General features: G+C 56.0%; 17 protein-coding genes. 8 read left to right on the top strand and 9 right to left on the bottom strand.

The features are described from left to right. Positions 1 to 529 precede the first annotated feature (529 nt). Positions 530 to 1,168, top strand: a complete 639-nt coding sequence (locus L0H14_RS01610) for a DUF5701 family protein (protein WP_301416693.1) — start codon at positions 530 to 532, stop codon at positions 1,166 to 1,168. A gap of 74 nt (positions 1,169 to 1,242) precedes the next feature. Here L0H14_RS01610 and L0H14_RS01605 read toward each other — a convergent pair whose 3' ends face one another. The 4 genes from L0H14_RS01605 to purN form a co-directional block, all read right to left on the bottom strand. After that, positions 1,243 to 3,465: an NADP-dependent isocitrate dehydrogenase gene (locus L0H14_RS01605; protein ID WP_301421330.1), complete on the bottom strand. Its 2,223-nt coding sequence runs from the start codon at positions 3,463 to 3,465 to the stop codon at positions 1,243 to 1,245. Positions 3,466 to 3,613: 148 nt separating this feature from the next. Then, complete coding sequence (gene mgtE, locus L0H14_RS01600) at positions 3,614 to 4,987, bottom strand: magnesium transporter (RefSeq protein ID WP_301416697.1); 1,374 nt, start codon at positions 4,985 to 4,987, stop codon at positions 3,614 to 3,616. A gap of 29 nt (positions 4,988 to 5,016) precedes the next feature. Further along, positions 5,017 to 6,675 carry a bifunctional phosphoribosylaminoimidazolecarboxamide formyltransferase/IMP cyclohydrolase gene (gene purH / locus L0H14_RS01595; protein ID WP_301416699.1) on the bottom strand — a complete coding sequence of 553 codons (1,659 nt, stop codon included), beginning with the start codon at positions 6,673 to 6,675 and terminating at the stop codon, positions 5,017 to 5,019. A 59-nt stretch (positions 6,676 to 6,734) separates the two neighbouring features. After that, positions 6,735 to 7,340, bottom strand: coding sequence for a phosphoribosylglycinamide formyltransferase (purN, locus tag L0H14_RS01590; protein WP_301416701.1), 606 nt, complete (start codon positions 7,338 to 7,340; stop codon positions 6,735 to 6,737). Between the two features lie 74 nt (positions 7,341 to 7,414). Here purN and L0H14_RS01585 point away from each other — a divergent pair, with 74 nt between their 5' ends. After that, the gene (locus L0H14_RS01585) at positions 7,415 to 7,792 is read left to right on the top strand and encodes a hypothetical protein (RefSeq protein ID WP_301416703.1); all 378 of its coding nucleotides are present in this window, start codon (positions 7,415 to 7,417) and stop codon (positions 7,790 to 7,792) included. Here L0H14_RS01585 and L0H14_RS01580 read toward each other — a convergent pair. After that, entirely contained in the window at positions 7,789 to 9,075 is a 1,287-nt protein-coding gene (locus L0H14_RS01580; protein ID WP_301416705.1) for a DUF6350 family protein, read from the bottom strand. The two genes, L0H14_RS01585 and L0H14_RS01580, sit on opposite strands and share 4 nt — an antisense overlap. 222 nt (positions 9,076 to 9,297) lie before the next feature. On the opposite strand from L0H14_RS01580, the gene gdhA reads away from it, so the two are divergent. Then, on the top strand, positions 9,298 to 10,635 hold the full coding sequence (gdhA, locus tag L0H14_RS01575; RefSeq protein ID WP_301416707.1) for an NADP-specific glutamate dehydrogenase: 1,338 nt from the start codon (positions 9,298 to 9,300) through the stop codon (positions 10,633 to 10,635). Here the strand turns inward: gdhA and L0H14_RS01570 are convergent. Further along, positions 10,628 to 11,065: a thioesterase family protein gene (locus L0H14_RS01570; RefSeq protein ID WP_301416709.1), complete on the bottom strand. Its 438-nt coding sequence runs from the start codon at positions 11,063 to 11,065 to the stop codon at positions 10,628 to 10,630. The genes gdhA and L0H14_RS01570 overlap by 8 nt on opposite strands. Continuing rightward, positions 11,062 to 12,282 carry an App1 family protein gene (locus L0H14_RS01565; protein WP_301416711.1) on the bottom strand — a complete coding sequence of 407 codons (1,221 nt, stop codon included), beginning with the start codon at positions 12,280 to 12,282 and terminating at the stop codon, positions 11,062 to 11,064. Before L0H14_RS01565 ends, L0H14_RS01570 begins: the two co-directional genes overlap by 4 nt. A 74-nt stretch (positions 12,283 to 12,356) precedes the next feature. Here L0H14_RS01565 and L0H14_RS01560 point away from each other — a divergent pair, with 74 nt between their 5' ends. The 4 genes from L0H14_RS01560 to L0H14_RS01545 all read left to right on the top strand — a co-directional run bounded on the left by L0H14_RS01560 (position 12,357) and on the right by L0H14_RS01545 (position 16,008). Further along, entirely contained in the window at positions 12,357 to 13,148 is a 792-nt protein-coding gene (locus L0H14_RS01560; protein WP_301416712.1) for an inositol monophosphatase family protein, read from the top strand. Between the two features lie 66 nt (positions 13,149 to 13,214). Beyond that, positions 13,215 to 13,718, top strand: a complete 504-nt coding sequence (locus tag L0H14_RS01555) for a pyridoxamine 5'-phosphate oxidase family protein (protein WP_301421329.1) — start codon at positions 13,215 to 13,217, stop codon at positions 13,716 to 13,718. Between the two features lie 127 nt (positions 13,719 to 13,845). Then, the gene (locus L0H14_RS01550) at positions 13,846 to 14,970 is read left to right on the top strand and encodes a VIT1/CCC1 transporter family protein (protein WP_301416716.1); all 1,125 of its coding nucleotides are present in this window, start codon (positions 13,846 to 13,848) and stop codon (positions 14,968 to 14,970) included. A gap of 60 nt (positions 14,971 to 15,030) precedes the next feature. Beyond that, positions 15,031 to 16,008 (top strand): AEC family transporter, encoded by a 978-nt coding sequence (locus tag L0H14_RS01545; protein WP_301416718.1) that lies wholly within the window; start codon positions 15,031 to 15,033, stop codon positions 16,006 to 16,008. 19 nt (positions 16,009 to 16,027) lie between these two features. Here the strand turns inward: L0H14_RS01545 and L0H14_RS01540 are convergent, their stop codons facing one another. Together L0H14_RS01540 and L0H14_RS01535 are read right to left on the bottom strand one after the other, a co-directional pair. Further along, complete coding sequence (locus L0H14_RS01540; protein WP_301416720.1) at positions 16,028 to 16,948, bottom strand: LysR family transcriptional regulator; 921 nt, start codon at positions 16,946 to 16,948, stop codon at positions 16,028 to 16,030. A gap of 67 nt (positions 16,949 to 17,015) precedes the next feature. Further along, on the bottom strand, positions 17,016 to 18,134 hold the full coding sequence (locus L0H14_RS01535) for a zinc-binding dehydrogenase (protein ID WP_301416722.1): 1,119 nt from the start codon (positions 18,132 to 18,134) through the stop codon (positions 17,016 to 17,018). A gap of 236 nt (positions 18,135 to 18,370) precedes the next feature. On the opposite strand from L0H14_RS01535, the gene L0H14_RS01530 reads away from it, so the two are divergent. Beyond that, positions 18,371 to 19,951 (top strand): GntP family permease, encoded by a 1,581-nt coding sequence (locus L0H14_RS01530; RefSeq protein WP_301416724.1) that lies wholly within the window; start codon positions 18,371 to 18,373, stop codon positions 19,949 to 19,951. Positions 19,952 to 19,980: the final 29 nt, after the last annotated feature.

Below are 19,980 nucleotides of genomic sequence, written 5' to 3'. Positions count from 1 at the left end.
TGCGCGGCAGCACACGCAGCCTTGAGCTCCTCTAACGCACGGATATCATCAATGGCCTCAGCCTGACTCTTCACGGGATCCAACACCGCAAGACCATCACGCAAAAACGTGGCCTCCGCTGCAAGTGATGTTGGAAAATTCTTCATATCTCTAGCCTAAAAATAAGGAATCGACGTGTCAGGATAATCGCTAAATAGGAAGCGAACTGTTCCCACTATTCTACTTTGACAGCCCCTTAAAAGCAATATTTTTGACATATTTTAATACTGTTATTTGGTATGTAAAGTTGCGTTTAATGCGGTATACCATACAACGAAAAAGGCGTTGAGCGTATCGCCTTTTTTGTGGATAACCAAGAGCGTGAAGGAGACCTATCGACATCCCAGCAAAAGCCGACGAGTCGTCGACTCGCAAGGCGCCACGTCAGCACTTCGACAGTCATCGGATCAGCATCCGGCTACCCCGGAATAAAATCAAACAGGTGCTCGTTATACGAATTCTGCCCAAAGTGTTTTCGAAAGGTACAACTATGCAACATGACAGCCCAGTATCGTTCGACGTACCCACACAACTTCGTCGACTCGTGCAGCTGGGTGTCCCAGCTCTTACCGGATACTCGGATGATGACTTTGTATCGATGGGCCAGTCGCTTTCTGCTGCTACCCAGCACGGACTGCTTGTCGTACACCCTTCCCTCATCCCACCATCTGCGCTTGCCCCGTTGCTTGCACGAGACGATAAACCGGGTTTCGTCGTCGTCGATATGACCGATCTTGACGAATTTGAACCGATAGAAGGTGTCTCGATTCCTGACGAGCCGCTGCATGTCATTGGCGATCTCGATCGCGGTGAGGACATGCTGAATTGGAGTCCTGAAGAGGCACTGCTCGAGATCACACATCGTGGACGGCGCCCACTGACAATCAGCGAAGGTATTTCCTGGCTTCTGCAACAGCCCAAAGCGCTTGAACCGAATAAGTGTTTCATGACTATCGCCTCTCGCAAACGCAAGAGTACGGGGAAGGGGCTCGACGCACGCACACCCGCGATTTGGATCAGTAACGGTACAGGGCGAGACGGCAGCGCAAACCGCGGGGCACCGAAAGTGGGCTGGTGCTGGGTTCGAAACCGTCACACGTGGCTAGGATTTGCATCAACCACTACTTAATGACTTCGCCCCGCAACCAAAAAATGGCAGCGGGGCGATAAGCTCGTCACAGCATCATGCTGTGCTCATTGGACTTAGGAAGCCAACGTATCGATGATGCGGTTCAGGGTGGCCGATGGACGCATGACCTCGGAGGTCATGTCGTTGTTCGGGTAGTAGTAACCGTCGATGGAGACTTCCTTGCCCTGAACTTCATTGAGTTCGTTAAGAATTGCTTCTTCGTTGGCGCGCAGTTCTTGAGCCACTGGTTTGATGGCTGCTGCAAGATCAGCGTCTTCGGTCTGCTCTGCGAGGGATTCTGCCCAGTACAGGGCAACGTAGAAGTGTGAACCACGGTTATCGAGTTCGCCGACTTTACGTGACGGTGAGCGACCTTCTTCAAGGTACAGCCCCGTGCCAGCATCCAGCGCGTCGGCCAAAACCTGTGCACGAGAGTTGTCGGTAGCCGTCGCCAAGTGTTCAAACGAAACGGCCAGTGCCAGGAATTCACCCAGTGAGTCCCAGCGCAAGTGGTTTTCCTCGAGCAACTGCTCGACGTGTTTTGGAGCGGAACCGCCAGCACCAGTCTCGAAGAGGCCACCTCCGTTGAGCAGTGGAACGATCGACAACATCTTGGCCGAGGTGCCCAGTTCAAGAATTGGGAACAGGTCTGTCAGGTAGTCGCGTAGGACGTTACCAGTCACCGAAATGGTGTCTTCGCCCTTTCGCAGACGATCGACGGTGTACTGGGTGGCACGTTCTGGAGCCATGATCTTGATTTCCAGGCCATCGGTGTCGTGGTCGGCCAGGTAAGTTTTCACTTTTTCAATCAGCTGCGCATCGTGTGCACGCTCGGCATCCAGCCAGAAGATCGCCGGCGTCTTCGTTGCGCGGGCGCGGGTAACGGCCAGTTTGACCCAGTCGCGGACAGGAACATCTTTAGTCTGGATTGCGCGCCAGATGTCACCGGTTTCAACCTTGTGGCTCATCAGCGCGTTGCCTGAAGAATCAACGACTTCCATGGTGCCGTCTAATTCCATGACGAAGGTCTTATCGTGGGAGCCGTATTCTTCAGCCTTCTGAGCCATCAGCCCAACATTTGGCACCGTTCCCATGGTGGTTGGGTCGAATGCACCGTTGGCGCGGCAGTCTTCAATGACAACCTGGAAGACACCGGCGTAAGAGGAGTCTGGAATAACAGCCAGGGTGTCCTGGGTTTCGTCATTCTTATTCCACATCTGACCGCCGGAGCGAATCATGGCTGGCATGGAGGCATCAACGATGACGTCGGATGGGACGTGCAGGTTGGTGATGCCGCGGTGCGAGTTCACCATCGCCAGGTCAGGACCATTGTTGTAGGCGTCTACAATTTCGTTGCGCACGCCTTCGGCGATGTCACTGTTCAGGTCACTGAGTCCGGATTCAATTCCAGCCAGGCCGTTATTGGCCGAAAGGCCGGCTTCTTGCAGCTGTGGACCAAATTTACGGAAGACCTCTGGGAAGTAGGCCTTGACGATGTGCCCGAACAGTACAGGGTCCGAAACCTTCATCATGGTGGCCTTCAGGTGCGCAGAGAACAGCACGCCTTCGTCTTTGGCACGTTTGATCTGTTCTGCCAGGAATGCATCCAGGGCTTTGGCGGACATGAAAGTCGAATCGACGATTTCGTCTTTGAGGACCTTCAGGCCGTCTTTCAGTACTGTGACGTTGCCGTCGGCGTCAGTGTGACGAATAGTCAGGGTGTCGTTCTGACCTATCGTGACCGACTGCTCGTTGGAGAAGAAGTCGTCTTTGTCCATGGTGGCAACGTTGGTTTTGGAGTTCTTGGACCACTCGCCCATGGAGTGCGGGTTGTTCTTTGCGAACTGTTTGACCGCGCGTGGTGCACGGCGATCCGAGTTCCCTTCACGCAGCACAGGGTTGACGGCAGAACCCATAGCGGTCGAATACCGCTCACGAATTTCACGTTCTTCGTCGGTGGTGACTTCGTACGGGAACTCTGGCAGGTCAAAGCCTGCAGCCTGAAGTTCTTTGACTGCCGCGACAAGCTGCGGCACAGATGCCGAGATATTTGGCAGCTTGATGATGTTGGCATCTGCTTCTTTGACTAACTCACCCAGTTCGGCCAGCGAGTCGTTAACTTGCTGATCTTCTGGCAACACGTCGTTGAATGCGGCCAGGATACGGCCGGCAAGGGAGATATCCCGTGTTTCCAGTTCTACACCGGCCTTCGAGGCAAACGCACGAACGATGGGCAAAAAGGATGCAGTTGCCAACATCGGCGCTTCGTCGGTGTAGGTGTAAATGATCTTTGACATAGATGAATTATCTCCTCATGGTTCAAGCGCCCATTGGGTGCAGGGCACCTCACAGTTTCTCCCCTAATCTAACGCACCTTGACTCACCAGGGACTCAATATCCCGTTTTCGCCCGGGAGTTAAGCCACGTGCGGGAGAATTTTTGGACTTAGATCCCCAGAATAGCTTTGGCGATCAGGAAGTACACGATCAGTCCGAGCGCGTCGACGACGGTCGAGATGAATGGGTTTGAGAATACGGCCGGATCAACGCCGATCTTAGAGGCGATGAGCGGCATGATGGAGCCCACCGAGGCCGCCAGGGTACAGATGACCACCAGTGTGGCACCAATAACCAGACCGAGTTCGACATCAAAGAATATCGACGCCCCGATGAAGCCCAGCGTGCCCAGCAACAACCCCAGCGTGACACCGACCAAGGCTTCTCGAGAGATCACACGGAGGAAATCTCGGGTGGTCACCTGGCTCAAAGCGATAGCACGGGTCACCGTGGTGGCCGCCTGGTTGCCGGTGTTTCCCCCGGTACCAGTCAATAATGGTACAAAAAGTGTCAGGACGACCATGGCGGCCAGGGTGTCTTCGAAGTAGTCGAGGACTTGAACGGTCAGTACAGCGCCGATGCCCAGCACCAGCAGCCAAGTCACACGGGATTTCACCAAGTGCATGACCGACGTCGACAGGTATGGCTGTCCCAGCGGTTCGGCACCACCGGAACGGAAGGAGTCTTCGGACTCTTCTTCTTCCAGGACCTGCTGGGCATCCGCCATGGTCAGCATGCCAATCAGTCGGTCGGCTTCATCAACGACGGGCAGAGCCTGGACGCGGTCGTGCACCACGGTACGGGCCGCATCTTCCACATCGTCGTGGGCGTGAACGGTCTCGGTGGGATCCATGATGTCGGAAATCAGTTCATCCGGTTCGGCACGCACCAGTTTCGGCAGGTGGACGAGACCCAGCACTTTGTGTGAGGTCGAGCCAACCGGCAACACAGATAAGTGATCGATCTCGTGCTCGGCCACCGTGACGTCGCGAATAATGTTCAAGGCCGTTGCCACGGACATATTCGGGGTCAATTCCTGAGGTACCGCCGCCATGCGACGCCCCACGGAATCTTCGGGGTAGCCCAGGATCTTGCCGGCCGCATTACGTTGGGGCTCTCCCAGACTGGCGAGAAGCCGCTGAGCGACTTCGGCTGGCACTTCGTCGACAAGACGAGCCTGCGTAGAGGATTGTAGTTGCGAGAACAGATCTTGGGTGTGTTCGTCGGCCAGCCCGTCAATCAAGTCCGATTGCAGGGAAGGTTCCATGTTGCCAAAGACTTCCACGGCAACATCTTTATCCAGGAGTCGGAAGGCCACGGGCATGAGTGACGGCGGTGTTCTGTCTAAGAGCCGTTCCACCGTTGCTCCACGCATGTCTCTTAAGAGCTCAGCTGCGGTCGCATATTCTTTGGCACGTAAAAGATCCCAGACTTCTTCTTCTTGCTCCGCAAAGACTGCTTCAGCTGATCTGAGATCCGACATACGTACCCCTTCGCTATTTCTGTGGGTGGTTATCCGTGGTAAAAGTGGCGAGCACCGGTGAGGTACATGGTGATCCCCGCTGCATTGGCAGCTTCGATGACGTCGTTGTCACGCATCGAACCTCCGGGTTGAACGACGGCGCGCACACCGGCGTCAATGAGGATCTGCAGGCCATCCGCGAATGGGAAGAACGCATCAGACGCGGCTACCGAACCGGTTGCCCGATCTGGGGCGTCTGCTCCCGACACGTTTTCGGCACCGCCTGGCGCGGACACGTCCTGCGCACCGGTCGACGCGGACCCCAGAGTGTTGGCACGCTCAATGGCCAGTCGGCAGGAGTCCAGACGGTTAACCTGGCCCATGCCGATCCCGACGGCGGCGCGGTCGGCGGCCAACAGGATGGCGTTGGATTTTGGTGCACGCACGGCTTGCCACGCAAACACGAGATCCTGCATGGTCTGCTCGTCGGCGGGCTCTCCGGCAGCCAGTTCCCAGTTCGCCGGGTCGTCACCTGCTGCCTGGTAGATGTCGGAATCTTGGACGAGCATGCCGCCGGAAATTTGTTTGAACTCTTTGGTATCGGGCGCGAAACCCTCCGGGAGTTCCAACAAGCGAATATTCTTCTTAGTCGACAGGATATCGTGGGCTTCCGGGCTGAATCCTGGAGCGACGACAACTTCAGTGAAAATATCCTTGACCTGCTGAGCCATGGCAGCTGAGACCGGGCGGTTTGCAGCGATGACACCACCAAAGGCTGAAACCGGATCGGTCGCGTGCGCTTTGCGGTGTGCATCGGCAATCGCGTCGTCGGCGTCATTCGAGGCAACGCCGAGCCCACACGGGTTGGCGTGTTTAATCACGGCCACGGCTGGTTCGGTGAAGGCATAGGCAGCGCGAACGGCGGCGTCGGCGTCAACATAGTTGTTGAAGCTCATAGCCTTGCCGTGCAGCAGGTTCGCCTGGGCGATGCCGGGAGCAGGATTGTCTGCGGTGTAGATCGCCGCAGGCTGGTGAGGGTTTTCACCGTAGCGCAGCGACTCTTTCAACTCGAGCGCGTGTCCTGCGTAGGAGGGGTGGTCGCCGTCATCGAAGTTTTCTGCCATCCAGGTGGCCACCGCCGTGTCGTATGATGCGGTGTGTGCGAAAGCTTCAACGGCCAGACGGCGACGAGCATCCAGGCTGAAACCGCCGTTTGCTACCGCCGTCAGGATGTCGTGGTAGGTTTCCGGATTGGTCACGATGGCCACCGATCCGTGGTTTTTCGCTGACGCGCGCACCATGGTCGGACCGCCGATGTCGATTTGTTCGATGGCTTCCGGCTGGGTAGCACCCGAGGCAACGGTTTCCACAAACGGGTAGAGGTTGACCACCACCAGGTCGAAGGGTGCGATGTCGTGTTCGGCCAGCTGGGCCATGTGGTCGGGCACATTTTTATCGGCCAGCACACCCGAGTGAATGAACGGGTGCAGGGTTTTCACGCGGCCGCCCAGTACTTCGGGGAAGCCGGTAACTTGGGAGACCTCGGTGACGGGCACGCCTGCAGCCTGGATCATGGCTGCAGTGGAACCGGTGGAGACAATCTCGACCCCGAGACTCGACAGACCCTGGGCCAGTTCGGCTAATCCTGATTTGTCATAGACGGATATTAGCGCGCGCTTTACCGGGATTTGATCCAGCGTATTGGTCACAGGGTGCTCCTTCTACAGTGTTTGTTAACCGATTGCGGTCCAACTCTACTCGCGTCATTCTAGCGCGGTTTGGTATACGAACGGATCAGTGCCGTCGGTGCGACGCCGGTGGCTAACACGGCAAGATTTTGGAGCAACATCTGCCGTTCAGCACGTTTAATCTTCTCATGCAGGCTTGCTTCGTCGTCGTCCGCAGCAATCGTGACGGCACGCTGATCCAGGATCGGTCCGGTGTCGACGCCGGCGTCGACCAAGTGCAGGGTAGTGCCAGTCACCACTGCTCCTGCTGCGAGCGCATCAGCTACGGCTCGAGCACCCGGAAACGCGGGCAAGATGGCGGGGTGAGTATTGATAAATTGCCCGGCAAAGCGATCAATAAAGGATTCACCGACAATGCGCATGAGGCCCGAAGACAATACGACGTCCGGCTGATATTCAGCGACGGCGTCTGCCAGCGCTACAGACCATGCGCTGCGAGATTCATATGCGTGGTAGTCGACCACGAAAGTCGGTATCGCTGCAGCCTGAGCGCGAGCGAGTCCGTAGGCATCGTGCACGTCGGAACCGGCGGCAACGATGTCGACGTCAAGGTCTCCGGCCGCTACAGCGTCAATGACTGCCTGAAAGTTGGATCCGGAACCTGAAAGTAATACCACCAAACGCATAGGGTCTAGTGTAAAGAAAAGCTAGCTAAGCTGGGCTATTGACGCACAGAAGTCTTTGCAGGAAGGCGCCACCGGTGAGTGAACGAGAGCAACCATCCCATCGACGCAAGGTCGCTGACGCCATTTTGTGGATTGTGGCAGCGATGATTGCCACCTACGCTGCGATGGCGCTGCCACTGCCGTATAAGGTGGCCACCCCGGTTTTCGCGATCGCAGCCGTGGTGGCGATTATCCGGTTATTTCGGTTGGCGTCCAAGGGTGAACACACCATGTTGGTGTGGCTCGCTGGCACGGCAGGCCTGGTAGGTGCGGTACTTTTCGGTGGTGTCGCGACATCGCAGATCATCATGTGGGAGCCCACGGTGACCTACGAGCAGTGTATGGCAGAAGCGCTCACGGATACTGCCCTTGTGGCGTGCGAGGACCAGTATTCCCAGAGTCTGTGGGATTAGTCGTTTTCCTCGACGACGGAGCGTCGATAGTAAAAAGCGCCGTGCGGCAATGGCGCCAGCGCGTATCCGATGGCCGAACCGATCCCGATGTGCGCGGCGAAGAGGCCTGATGACACAAACACCGGTGGGCCGACAGAACTGAGGTCACCGATGGCCCAGGAACCACTCGACATCAGCATGACCAGCATGCACAACAGCCCGGCAGTGAGACCAATAGCCGTGCCGGTAGCGACCACGGCCACCGTGATGGCCGTGGGATGATTCGGAATCTTGGCAATGATGAAATCTTCCAGATGATTTTCTCCCACACCAAAGAACCACCAGCCGGCTGCAACTCCGGCCAGTGCGAGCAGCAAGAGTATCCACCAGTGCTCCTGGAGGCTTTGCTCTGTGGGTATCGCGGCAAAGATTGGCAGTGCTGGCTGCGGCCCGGCCAGGGTTCCAGCTGGCGAGACGATGGTTCCGCCAATGCTAAATCCGGCCCCGGTCAAATAACTGAGCGTCCACGCTGCAATGTTGGGCAATACCAAGATCTGGAGCACGGTCACGATCAGTCCGCCAAAGATCCCGGCGTCCAGACGCTGATACACATCCGTCACTTCGGCCCAGCGCATCCCGAGTTGCACTGACAAAACGATCGATGCGATAGCCCAGGCAGCGGCCAGGCCGATTACCCCGGCGCGCAGCAGAGCCCAGAGATAGTGGCTGAAATTTCGAGCGGCGCCGGAGAACATCTCAACGCGCTCACCTATGGCCCGGGCGATTGGTCTTCGAAAATACCCCAGGACTCCCCAGGTATATCCGATGACAAATACGGCCCCGGGGATGAGCGTAGCGACGGCCGGGTTGATGATCACGGTGTCCAGGTTGACCAGGGTGATGGTCCCCCACACAAAAAACATGTATGCGGCAATGGCGCCGAGCGTTGGCTGCCACAGAAATTTCAACTGGGAGGCTTTGGCTAACCTCCCACCGGCGCGTCGGGCTAGGAGCAACCACACCAGTAGCAAGCCCAACGGAATAAACCACCAGGTGCCGACAACTTCTTCAGTATCAATGCTGAAGAACTCGAGGGGCACTCCGTAACTGGACAACCAGGTATAGGCGCCAATAGCTCCTGCTTCTCCGATGGGCATATCGGCGAATGCTCCGGTGAGCCACATGATGGCCATTGGCACCACAATGATTGCAGCGCCCAGAAAGGCAGCAGCTAACGCTTCCACGATGCCTTGCAACCACAGAGGCATCGGGAAGGATTTAGTTTGGGTCGTGGTGTTGCTCATCATCTCCTATCGTGCCACTTGGAACCGCTTTGCCGGTTGACCGGCACGATCCTTAAGATGACTGTGAGGAAACTCTGAGAAAATCTTGTGCAACGTGGTGCAGCAGGGGTGGGTTTTAGCCTAGGATAAAGCTCAGAAGACAACGGCTGTCTGGGTGTTAGCCGTGTCTTTTTCCCGGCGTCGCCGAGCGAGCCAATGACGATGCTTGAGGAAGGTTACGACATGGAACCCGGTTTAGCCCAGATTAGAGAAGAAGTACTGCGCCGCAACCCTGGTGAAACCGAATTTTTCCAAGCGGTCGATGAAATCTTCGCCAGCCTCGGTCCCGTCATGGAGCGCCATCCCGAATACGTCGAACACGGGATTCTGCGGCGCATGGTTGAGCCAGAGCGTCAGATTATTTTTCGAGTCCCCTGGGTCGACGACAAAGGCGTAGTCAAAGTGAACCGCGGTTTCCGCGTGGAATTCAACTCTGCACTTGGCCCGTATAAAGGTGGCATTCGATTCCACCCCTCCGTGTACCTGGGCATCATGAAATTTCTCGGATTTGAGCAAGTGTTCAAGAACTCGTTGACGGGCATGCCGATTGGCGGCGCCAAAGGCGGAGCTGATTTCAACCCAGCCAGACGCTCCGAAGGCGAAATCATGCGCTTCTGTCAGTCATTCATGACCGAACTGTATCGTCACATCGGCCAACACACTGACGTGCCAGCAGGCGACATCGGGGTTGGCACCCGCGAGGTCGGTTTCATGTTCGGCCAGTACCGTCGGATTACAAACCGTTTTGAGGCCGGTGCGTTTACCGGCAAGGGTGTGTCCTGGGGCGGTTCACTAGTTCGCCCCGAAGCCACCGGCAACGGTGTCGTCATGTTCGCCAACCGAATGTTGAAGACCCAAGGCACCTCGTTAGACGGCGCCACCGTCACCATTTCTGGTTCTGGAAATGTTGCGGTCAACGCCATCGACTACGCACAAAAACTTGGCGCTAACGTCATTACCGCTTCGGATTCCTCCGGCTATGTGGTGGATGAACAAGGCATTGATATCGATCTGCTCCACCAAGTCAAGACTGTCGAGCGCGGCCGTATCTCGGACTACGCCGAACGTCGCAAGAATGCGCGTTTTATTTCCGACGGCTCAGTGTGGGACGTCCCCGTTGATGTGGCACTGCCCTGTGCCACGCAGAACGAGCTGAACGGTGACGACGCAATCACCCTGGTGAAAAACGGGGTCAAGGCGGTAGCGGAAGGCGCCAACATGCCTTCCACCCACAATGCGATCGCTACGTTCCGTGAAGCGGGGATCCTCTTTGGCCCGGGCAAGGCAGCCAACGCTGGAGGTGTCGCAACTTCAGCGTTAGAGATGCAACAGAACGCCTCTCGAGACACCTGGAGTTTCGACTACACCCACGGTCGGTTAGAAGAGACCATGGAAGAAATCCATGATCGCTGCATCGCCACCGCCGAAGACTTCGGCCATCCCGGTGACTACGTGACCGGAGCAAACATCGCAAGCTTCTTGAAAGTCGCCGACGCAATGATTGCCCAGGGCATTATCTAAGCTTGGCCACCTCGGCCCGCTGTTGTTCACTCAACCGCACCGGCCGACCAGAATCTTTGCTGACAAAAACCATCGTTGAGGTGGCATTCACCGCGATGTCGTCGCCATCGTAGAATGCGTAGAAAATTTCTACCGAGGCGCCTTTAACCTTGTCGATGCCGATGTCCACACGAACAGGCAACCCACGATAGGGCAATTGGCGGCGATACTTCACGGTGTGCTCTGAAATCAGTGTCATGACGCTGTCCCCCACGCCAGCCAACAGGTTGACGTACGGTGTTGGGGTCGTGGCATCGAGCGTCCCGGTACCCGATGGGATGCCGAACGCAATCACACGGGCCTCTTCCATCAACCGCACAATCTGGACGTTGTTGATGTGGCCGTAGGCGTCCATGTCGCCCCAGCGCAACGGAATCTCAAGCACGGTCATGACTCCTCCTGTGTGTGGTGTGAAATGTCTTGGGTAAATTCTGGGTAATCGGCGCGCAGTTCGGCAACGGTAAGTTGTTCCTCTGCTGTGACTGATTGCGGCCACGCCAACGGAGCATGCTCACGCGGAGGGAGCACACCCGAATTCTCCAGCTGGAACGAGATCGCAGCCCCATCGGGACCATAAGCCCAGGCAATACCCTGGGTAGCCTGCCGCATATTTTCCGCGCGGCCGCCAGCCAGCAGCGCCTCAGCAGCAGACAGCTGACGGATAGCAATCGCATCAACCCGGCCGGGGTGGTGAAGAGCGAAATGCGTGTAAATTTCTGGGTCGTGTTGACCGTCATCGCCCACCAGTGTCCACGTCAGCTGTGGGAAATCTTCCGCAAGTCGAGCCAGCGCATTGACCTTATGGGCCATACCCGACCGAAACCAACGATCCTCGGTCGGGCCCCACGACGTCAACAGCATCGGGCCGAGCGGAAACAAGTGACGGGTCATGAAGCGAGTCAGGGTTTCTGCCACATTCCACGGACCAGTCGAAACATAGAACACCGGCGTACCGGCATGCTTTTCGGCCAACCGATTCAACATCACCGGCATACCAGCTACCGGACGTCGAGCATGCTCATCGATCAAAAATGAGTTCCACGCAGCCGTGAATGGACGTGGCAGGGCGGTAACCCACACGGTGTCATCAACGTCGCAAATAATGGCGTTGGTGGTGTCGTCATCAATAATGAGCACGTCCTGGGTGCGACGTTCTTCGTCACCGGCGTGGACGGTTACGGTCGCCCACCCCGGAACCAACGTCGTTTCAATCCGGGCATCCACGACACCGTTACGGTCAGCTCGCACCTGATGGCGTTCACCGTTGACCTCAATGATCACCATCGCATATGCGATGGGCGGTGACACAAAGTTCTGCCAACCTCGTACGCCGTCCCGCAAAATCTGGTTGACATATTCGGTTTCGCTCCACTGGGGCTTAGATAATAACACCCGAGAAAAAATGCGAACCCAGCGAGTTGAACCATAACCGGTAAACGACAGGATCCGCGGTGTATCCCCGCGTTTACGAGAGCGTTCGCGTCGTTTCTTCTGAAAACTGTAATAAGCCAGGGTGGCTAGCTGTTCCGGAGGGGAGGCCTCATTCGCCGCAGCAGGTGCCTGCCGAGGAATAGCCGGAAGATCATAGGTTTTACGACGACGCGTCATAGTTTTTTGGGTTCCACTCGTTGATCACGTCCACAGTCTAATACGTTTCTCCATGCTGGTTTATGGTGAGTGTCATGTCCAATTTACGTACTCTGGCACTGCATGCAGCTCGAGAGCCCACCGCACTGCTTGCCGAGGCTTTTACCTCCGGCACTGTCGTGGCTGAAACCAAAACAAATCGACACGATTTAGTTTCCGTCTGGGACCGCCGCGTCGAGGAAATGCTCAAAACAAGTCTGGCCGGCCATGATGCAGTGTTCTGGGGTGAGGAAACCGGACGCCAATCCCCTGCCGAGCCTGGCCAGCTGGAATGGATTATCGATCCAATTGATGGCACGAGTAACTTCGTCCACGGCTACCCGATGTTTTCTATTTCGATCGCTGCAGCCATTGATAATACGGTCGTGGCCGGCGTCGTGATTGATCCGGTGGCCGGCACCGAATTTTCTGCCGACGTCACCGGAGCCTATCGCAATAACGAGCCGATCGTTGCCCGTCCGGGACCCGCACACGAGTCCCAGTACAATCTGATCACCTCGTTTCCTGCCGCCGAAGTGCTACATCGTGTGCCCGAAGCGACCGCGCTCTTTGGTGACCTCGTGACCAACTTTGCCACGGTACGGCGTCTAGTTTCTGGGGCACTCGAGCTATGCCATGCGGCCTGCGGGATAGCCGACGTCGTCCTCGGTGCGGATACCCAACCATGGGATGTTGCAGCAGGGTCCTATATATTGCACCAGGCAGGAGGACGGTACGTCACGGCGACTGACGGCCCCCCACATTTAGCCAAACATTATGTCGCTCTAGCGCCGGGCCGCGAGTCAGCAATGATCAGGTCCGTATTGGACACAATCCAAGGTTTGTGACGGGGTCGAATGCAAGGGTGGCGCCCCCTGCCGGAAACCAGCAGAATAGGACCTATGAGCGCCTACATGTTTGAACACGAAAAAGACCAACCGGTTCTCCACCTGAACCACGAGCAATGCGAACGGCTCTTGCGGAACACCCGCCACGGTCGGCTAGCCTTCATGACAGACGGACGTGTGGAGATCTTCCCGGTCAATTACGCGTTTGACGGTAAGAACCTGTATTTCCGAACTGCTCCGGGTGCAAAACTACTGGCCGCAAAATCCGAGGCGATGGTGGCCTTTGAAACCGACGGCATCCTGCCTGACCAAGCATGGTCCGTGGTTGTTCGCGGCAACATTCACACAGTTACCGAAGAAGACGTCGACTACGTCCGTGGTCTCGGACTCGCCCCCTGGATACCAACCTATAAAGATTTCTTTGTCTCGCTGAGTATCGAAGAGCTTTCCGGGCGGCATTTCATTTTCGCTCGTCAGCCCGAACGCCACGACAAAGAATTCAGCTACGATCCGGAACAACCGACCTCCACCCCGCCGGAAGATCCGGATCCAACACAGCTCTCTCGCTAAACACCTTGATTGAAAGGTGCCATGCCGTTCGAAAAAAATATAGGCGCGCCCGGAACGCCCAGGGTCAAGTACAACCGGGTAAAGTTGTCGACGACTGTATTGGCTCACCGATACGCGAGGAACAAGGATGTCGGAATATAACCACGAAGTGACCGTCGCCCCAGGGCCGACGAAGTCACAAATTCGGCGTTGGCGCCGGTATTTGGCCGATGAAATTGCTGAAGGCCAGATTTATCGGGATTTAGCTCACCGCAGCGAAAAACCTGAGCGCGACATCCTGCACGGTCTAGCTGACGCTGAAGATCGCCACGCAGAGCACTGGCGCAGCTTGCTGGGCAATGATGCGAAGAAACTGCCTCGTCCCAGCCTGCACCGGGCACTGCTACGATTCCTCGCACGGATGTTTGGTTCGGTGTTCGTGTTGGCGCTGATGCAACGTGCCGAATCCGATACACCGTATAAACGAGATTCCGAAGTTCCACGCGAAATGGCTGCAGATGAGGCTATTCACGAGGAAGTTGTCCGCGGTCTTGCCGCTCGCGGACGGGAAACGATGGCCGGCAATTTTCGGGCCGCTGTCTTCGGAGCTAACGACGGCCTCGTTTCCAACCTAGCTCTCGTCATGGGCATCGGAGCGACCGGGGCCTCTGCCCCAGTAGTGCTCTTCACCGGGATCGCAGGTTTATTAGCCGGTGCGTTAAGTATGGGTGCCGGCGAGTACGTCTCAGTTCGCTCACAACGTGAACTTTTAGAAGCGTCTCACCCAACGCACGCCACGCTCCGGGCAGCACGGCACTTGGACATCGAAGAGAACGAGCTTGAGCTGGTGTACCGCGCTCGAGGTATGGAGCCTGCGGCTGCGAAACATCGTGTTTTAGAGCGTTTAGGCTACCTGAGCTGTGACTGTGACCCTAGCTTTTCAGCTCGACCTGACGGATCACAGGGGCCTGCTGAAGAACTCAAAGCAGAAGAGTACGAATCGGTGGGCAATCCGTGGAAAGTGGCCATCGCATCATTTTTATTTTTTGCCTCCGGAGCCATCATCCCAATTATGCCGTTTTTCTTCGGTGCCACCGGGATTACCGCCCTGGCGTGGGCCCTCTGTGCGGTGTCCGTTGCGCTGCTTGTCACCGGTGGGATCGTCGGTCTGCTCTCAGGGGCTTCTCCTTTCAAGCGTGCAATACGTCAATTAGGTATCGGCATTGGAGCCGCAACCGTCACGTACCTATTAGGTCTGCTATTCGAAGTCTGACAGTACCTTCGAGCCACCAGGTGTAGACACGGGATGAGAAAGTTTCCCTAGAATAGCTCCATGTTTGAAGCCTTAGCCGTCCTTGCCCCGATGTTCGTTATTTTCGGGGTTGGATTCGTCGCGGGATATGCTGAGAGGTTCCGGAAAAGTGCGCCAGGGCTCAATAATTTCGTATTCTCTATCGCCCTGCCTTGCTTTATATACACCTCAATTGCTACCGCGGAATTACCTGAATCATTCCCCTGGCAAGTTTGGTTACTCGCGCTGATCTTGCCAGGCGCATTCTCCGCAGTCGTCTACTACGCGACATACTGGCTCACACCCAAACACCGATCGCTGGCAGCCCCGCTGTCGTTGAGCGCATCCTATGGAAACGTGGGCTATTTCGGTATCCCGATGACTATCGCACTGCTCGGCACTGACGCTGCCGTACCGGCAGCTATCGTCCACCTTTTGCACAACCTGGTGTTCTTGATCGGGTACCCCATCCTGCGTGGCGAGCGTAGCCAACCTTCCGGTCACGCTGATGCGCAGAGGTCCAACCGGAGTAGTCTGTCTCGAATTGGTCGCGAAATAGTCTCCCGTATTTTCCTGAGCCCGGTCACAATCTCCACACTCCTGGGCATCGTTGTGGTCGCCTTTTCCATTCCAGTCTCAGGCGTCATCACCAACAGCCTAGAGCTGCTTAGTGCCACGGCCATCCCACTTGCACTCTTCTCCGTGGGAATCGCCATGCATCCTGCTTTGGCGAGCTTACGCTCCGGCATGCTCTCACTCGGGATGGTCATGTCTGGCATCGGTTTGAAGAATATTATCTTCCCACTGGTCACGCTGGGTCTGGCGTGGATCTTCCGCGATGCCATGGGCCCGGGATGGTTTGGCACAGTGTTCTTAATGGCGACCATGCCGATGTCGACCTCTGGCTATATTCTCTCCGAACGCTACGATGAGTCCGCTCACCTATCCGCAGCCGTGCTTGCGGGCACCACGCTCTTGTCAATTCTCACGGTCCCGATACTCGTTTCGGTTGTGCTCTAACTGAGCGCATCCTGCAGACTTACAAAATTGCAGGGCCAGCCCCGGGATGCACACCAGCAGGACGACCCGAATAATCTTGGAATGCCTGGTATACGGCTGTTACCGCTGGATTCCGTAACGACTCCTGTCGAACAACGGCCCAAAAGGTCGCAGGATGAGAAAACTGGTCGCCCAAAATGGGCACCAAATCCGGTTGCGCCTGGGCCATAAAGTCAGGCAACAATCCGATTCCAGCACCGGCAAGGGTGGCCGTGAGATGCGCGTAAACATTCGTTGAAGCGATCCCTTGGCGCATCCGTGGCAGTTTCGTCAACGCTGCATCCAGGTCCTGAACCAATAATATGGCTTCAACGTAGTAGTTCAACCGGTGCTGTTGTAGTGCCTGCAGGGTGGTGGGTTGCCCGTGCTCTTCCAGATACATTTTCGTGGCATAGAGTTTCAGCTGATACTCCAGCAGTGGACGCTCCCAAGCGCGCGGCACTTCGGGTTTGCCAACCACTATTTCGAGATCGAGTCCCGATCGGTTCTGACGCGCCCGCTGAGTAGAAGTAAACAGTTCAACATCTAGTTCTGGATGCTCACGTTGAACACGAGCCAGCACCGGCACGGCGACATGGCCGGTGAAGGCTTCCGGCGCGCCAATGCGGACGGTTCCGGTCACGGTTGACCTGGTGTTCTCCGAAACAAGTTTAGACAGCGACTGTTCGATTTCTTCAGCCACTTCGAAGACCTCTCTGCCTTCGGTGGTAATTTCCCACCCTGATTGAGAACGCAGTAGTAGCCGTTGTCCGGTTATTTTTTCCAACCCACTGATCCGACGGGAAACCGTTGCGTGGTTAATACCCAAAGAGTCTGCTGCCGCAGTAAAACGGCCCAGCCTGGCCACCGTGAGAAACGTCATCAACGAGGGCAAATTGGTATGCAGTTCTTCCCAGTCCATGCATGCGAGTTTACTTGACCTTGGACTGTTAGCCGTCGTCATCGCTTCCTCAACGCTGCCCGAGGAATTACTTGAGGTCCGGATTGATCGAGATCACTCCTCGCCCACGAATTTCGCGAGCATCTAAGGCCCGATACGCGACATCGGTCTGGTCAAAGTCGAAGCGGTCGGTAATGAGTTTCTGCAGATCTACTTTATTTTGGCCAGCAAGTTCGATGACCGCCGGCATCGCCGTCGAGACGGTAGCCCCGTAGGAGCCAACGATTTGAATTTTCCGCCGAACCACATGGGCAATGGCCGTATCAAGTACATGTCCAGGAGGGGCGATGCCGGTCAATACGACGCGGCCGCCATCATCAGCTAAGGATACTGCTTGTGTGACTGTGGCCTGGGTGCCGAGAGCTTCGAATACCACGTCAACGCCATGCCCCAACTCCGCGCTGATGATCTCTAAGGCATCTTGCTGACTAGCGTTGATGAGATCGGTTGCACCAAGCTCTTGGGCAAGCGCCAACTTTTCATCGTCTAAATCCACAACGAATACTCGGGCAGCACCTGCTGCCGCCGCTAAATGCGCAATCGATAGGCCAATACCTCCGGCTGCAACCACAGCGACTGTGTCGCCTTCGCTGACTTCACCCGCTTGGAATACAGAGCCGTACGCGGTAAAAATGCTGCACCCTAGAATCGCTGCGTCCTGCAAACTTACTTGATCCGGTACCGCAAAAACAGCGGACGCCGGGACTACTGTACGGCTTGTATGACCGGCCATCGAGTACATGGCTACGTCGGTGCCATCTGCTTCATGCAATCGTGTTGTACCGTCCAGAAGCCGCCCATTGATCCGGTTATTTTCAAAAAAGACTTCGCAAATCTCTTCCAAATCGTTCGTACAATGTCGGCAGGAACCACACGGCATAATAAAAGCTGCCACAATCCGATCACCTGCAGCCACGTGATCGACGTCGTCACCAACATCGACGACCACACCTGAGATTTCGTGCCCTAATACCGCAGGCCGCGGGAAGTTTACCTCCTCTTTCATCACATGCAAGTCGGTATGACATACCCCGCAAGCCGCAACGTCTACTAACACTTCCCCTGACTTCGGAGCGTCTAGTTGCAGATCTTGAGGGGTAAGCGTCGGTTCCGTAGAGGCGAGTACTTGCGCCTGAATCTGTGACATGCTGGGGCACTTCTTTCCGGTGGATTGGGTAAGTTCTGACTGAAACCGTGTCGTGAAGCACAGCTAATCGCAAACGTTTGTGTCCGAGAAACTACCCTCATCACACAGACGCCGCAAGAGGTCGCAGAACGTCAACCGCCACACACCATATGTGCACTTTTGCGGGTCGCTGATTCAGTGTCACAGACCTAAACTGTCCCGTGATCCACATCACGAATCTATCGGGAGGTAGCCACATGGCCATCGGACTCATTGGCATCTTTTTATCGCTGGCCATACTGATCACGCTGGCCTATCGCGGCGTCTCGATCATTCTTGCCGCACCCCTTGCCGCTCTGGTAGCAATGGTCACCTCTGGCATGCCGCTCTTAGCAACATATACTGATATATTCATGCCCGCCATGGCGGGTTTCGTGGGTAGCTACTTCCCAATTTTCCTCACGGGGGCAATTTTTGGCGCGCTGATGCTCTTCTCGGGCTATGCAACTGACCTAGCAGACACCATTACGCGTTGGCTTGGGTCCAAGCGTGCGATATTTGCGACAGTACTGACTTCGGCACTCATGACCTACGGCGGCATCTCTGTGTTCGTTGCAGTTTTTGTCATGTTCCCGCTGGCACGCGAGCTCTTCAGAGTTGCCAATATTCCGCGTCGACTCATCCCGGCAACCATTGCGCACGGCATTCTTACATTTACTATGACGGCGATACCGGGAGCCCCACAGGTTCAAAACATTATTCCCGGCAACTTCTTTCAAACCAGCACCTTTGCCGCCCCTGTGCTGGGAATCGTTGGCGGTACCATCATCTTCATCCTCGGCATGGTGTGGTTAGAGTTCCGCAAGAAACAGCTGATCAGTGCTGGCGAAGCTTTTGATGACATCACCATCTTAGAAAAGCGTTACGGACGCGGTGCCGACCTTGGGCTTTCATCAGGCGGCACAGCAGACGACAGCCCGTCCGGAAGATCAGCCCCAGACAACGCCGGAAATGGGGCCGAGTCAACGTCTCAGGTTCAAACGAAGACCCGTACCCGGTGCACAGATGGCGAGGACGAGGACATCGACTATAACGATGAAGGTCTCCCTGTAGCTCCAACCACCACGCAGCAAACACTCAAACCAAGAAATCATTTCTTGCCATTTATTCCGCTGTTGTTGGTCTTCATCGTGAACTTTAGTGCCACACAGTTCATCTTGCCCAACCTCGACTGGTCGGTCCTCGAAGATGACGCGTTTGGGGGCATTACACTCGGAGATCGCGCGGCTACATGGGCCGTTATTCTGGCGCTGCTAGCGGCCATTGCCTCAATCGTGCTCATCAACATTCGGAATGTAAAACCATTATGGCAAGCATTTGTTGATGGTTCCAAAAACTCACTGCAACCAATTTTCAACACGGCCTCAGAGGTTGGTTACGGCGCCGTCATCGCCGCTCTTGCTGCCTTTGCGATTATTCGAGACGGGATCTTCGGTCTTTCAGCCAACGCCCTAGTGACCTCTGCTATATCTACCTCGGTGATTTCCGGTGTCACCGGTTCGGCCTCCGGTGGTATGACCATCGCCCTCAACGCCTTCGGCGATGAGCTCAAAACCATGGCTACAGATCAAGGAATTTCCATGGAGGTCATGCATCGCATTACTTCTATGGCTTCAGGTGGACTCGATTCCATGCCACATAACGGTGCGGTGATTACGTTACTTATGGTCTGCGGACTGTCCCACAGGGAATCCTACAAAGATGTCTTCATGATCACCTTGGTTATTCCAGCACTCGTGACCGCCCTGCTCACTGTTGGAATTCTCTTCTTTGGCTAGTATGCGCACCAGCCAATACTTCATGCACG

This window comes from Yaniella sp. (assembly GCF_030453185.1).
Classification (GTDB): Bacteria; Actinomycetota; Actinomycetes; order Actinomycetales; family Micrococcaceae; genus Yaniella.
Note: the sequence above shows the minus strand (reverse complement) of the source record. Positions and strands in the feature narration are given on the sequence as shown.

Bases quoted from the DNA above. Each gene is read 5' to 3' on its own strand.
- L0H14_RS01610 (WP_301416693.1), top strand. From the start codon at position 530: ATGCAACATGACAGCCCAGTATCGTTCGACGTACCCACACAACTTCGT.
- L0H14_RS01605 (WP_301421330.1), bottom strand. From the start codon at position 3,465: ATGTCAAAGATCATTTACACCTACACCGACGAAGCGCCGATGTTGGCA.
- mgtE (WP_301416697.1), bottom strand. From the start codon at position 4,987: ATGTCGGATCTCAGATCAGCTGAAGCAGTCTTTGCGGAGCAAGAAGAA.
- purN (WP_301416701.1), bottom strand. From the start codon at position 7,340: ATGCGTTTGGTGGTATTACTTTCAGGTTCCGGATCCAACTTTCAGGCA.
- L0H14_RS01580 (WP_301416705.1), bottom strand. From the start codon at position 9,075: ATGAGCAACACCACGACCCAAACTAAATCCTTCCCGATGCCTCTGTGG.
- gdhA (WP_301416707.1), top strand. From the start codon at position 9,298: ATGGAACCCGGTTTAGCCCAGATTAGAGAAGAAGTACTGCGCCGCAAC.
- L0H14_RS01570 (WP_301416709.1), bottom strand. From the start codon at position 11,065: ATGACCGTGCTTGAGATTCCGTTGCGCTGGGGCGACATGGACGCCTAC.
- L0H14_RS01565 (WP_301416711.1), bottom strand. From the start codon at position 12,282: ATGACGCGTCGTCGTAAAACCTATGATCTTCCGGCTATTCCTCGGCAG.
- L0H14_RS01560 (WP_301416712.1), top strand. From the start codon at position 12,357: ATGTCCAATTTACGTACTCTGGCACTGCATGCAGCTCGAGAGCCCACC.
- L0H14_RS01555 (WP_301421329.1), top strand. From the start codon at position 13,215: ATGTTTGAACACGAAAAAGACCAACCGGTTCTCCACCTGAACCACGAG.
- L0H14_RS01550 (WP_301416716.1), top strand. From the start codon at position 13,846: ATGTCGGAATATAACCACGAAGTGACCGTCGCCCCAGGGCCGACGAAG.
- L0H14_RS01545 (WP_301416718.1), top strand. From the start codon at position 15,031: ATGTTTGAAGCCTTAGCCGTCCTTGCCCCGATGTTCGTTATTTTCGGG.
- L0H14_RS01540 (WP_301416720.1), bottom strand. From the start codon at position 16,948: ATGGACTGGGAAGAACTGCATACCAATTTGCCCTCGTTGATGACGTTT.
- L0H14_RS01535 (WP_301416722.1), bottom strand. From the start codon at position 18,134: ATGTCACAGATTCAGGCGCAAGTACTCGCCTCTACGGAACCGACGCTT.
- L0H14_RS01530 (WP_301416724.1), top strand. From the start codon at position 18,371: ATGGCCATCGGACTCATTGGCATCTTTTTATCGCTGGCCATACTGATC.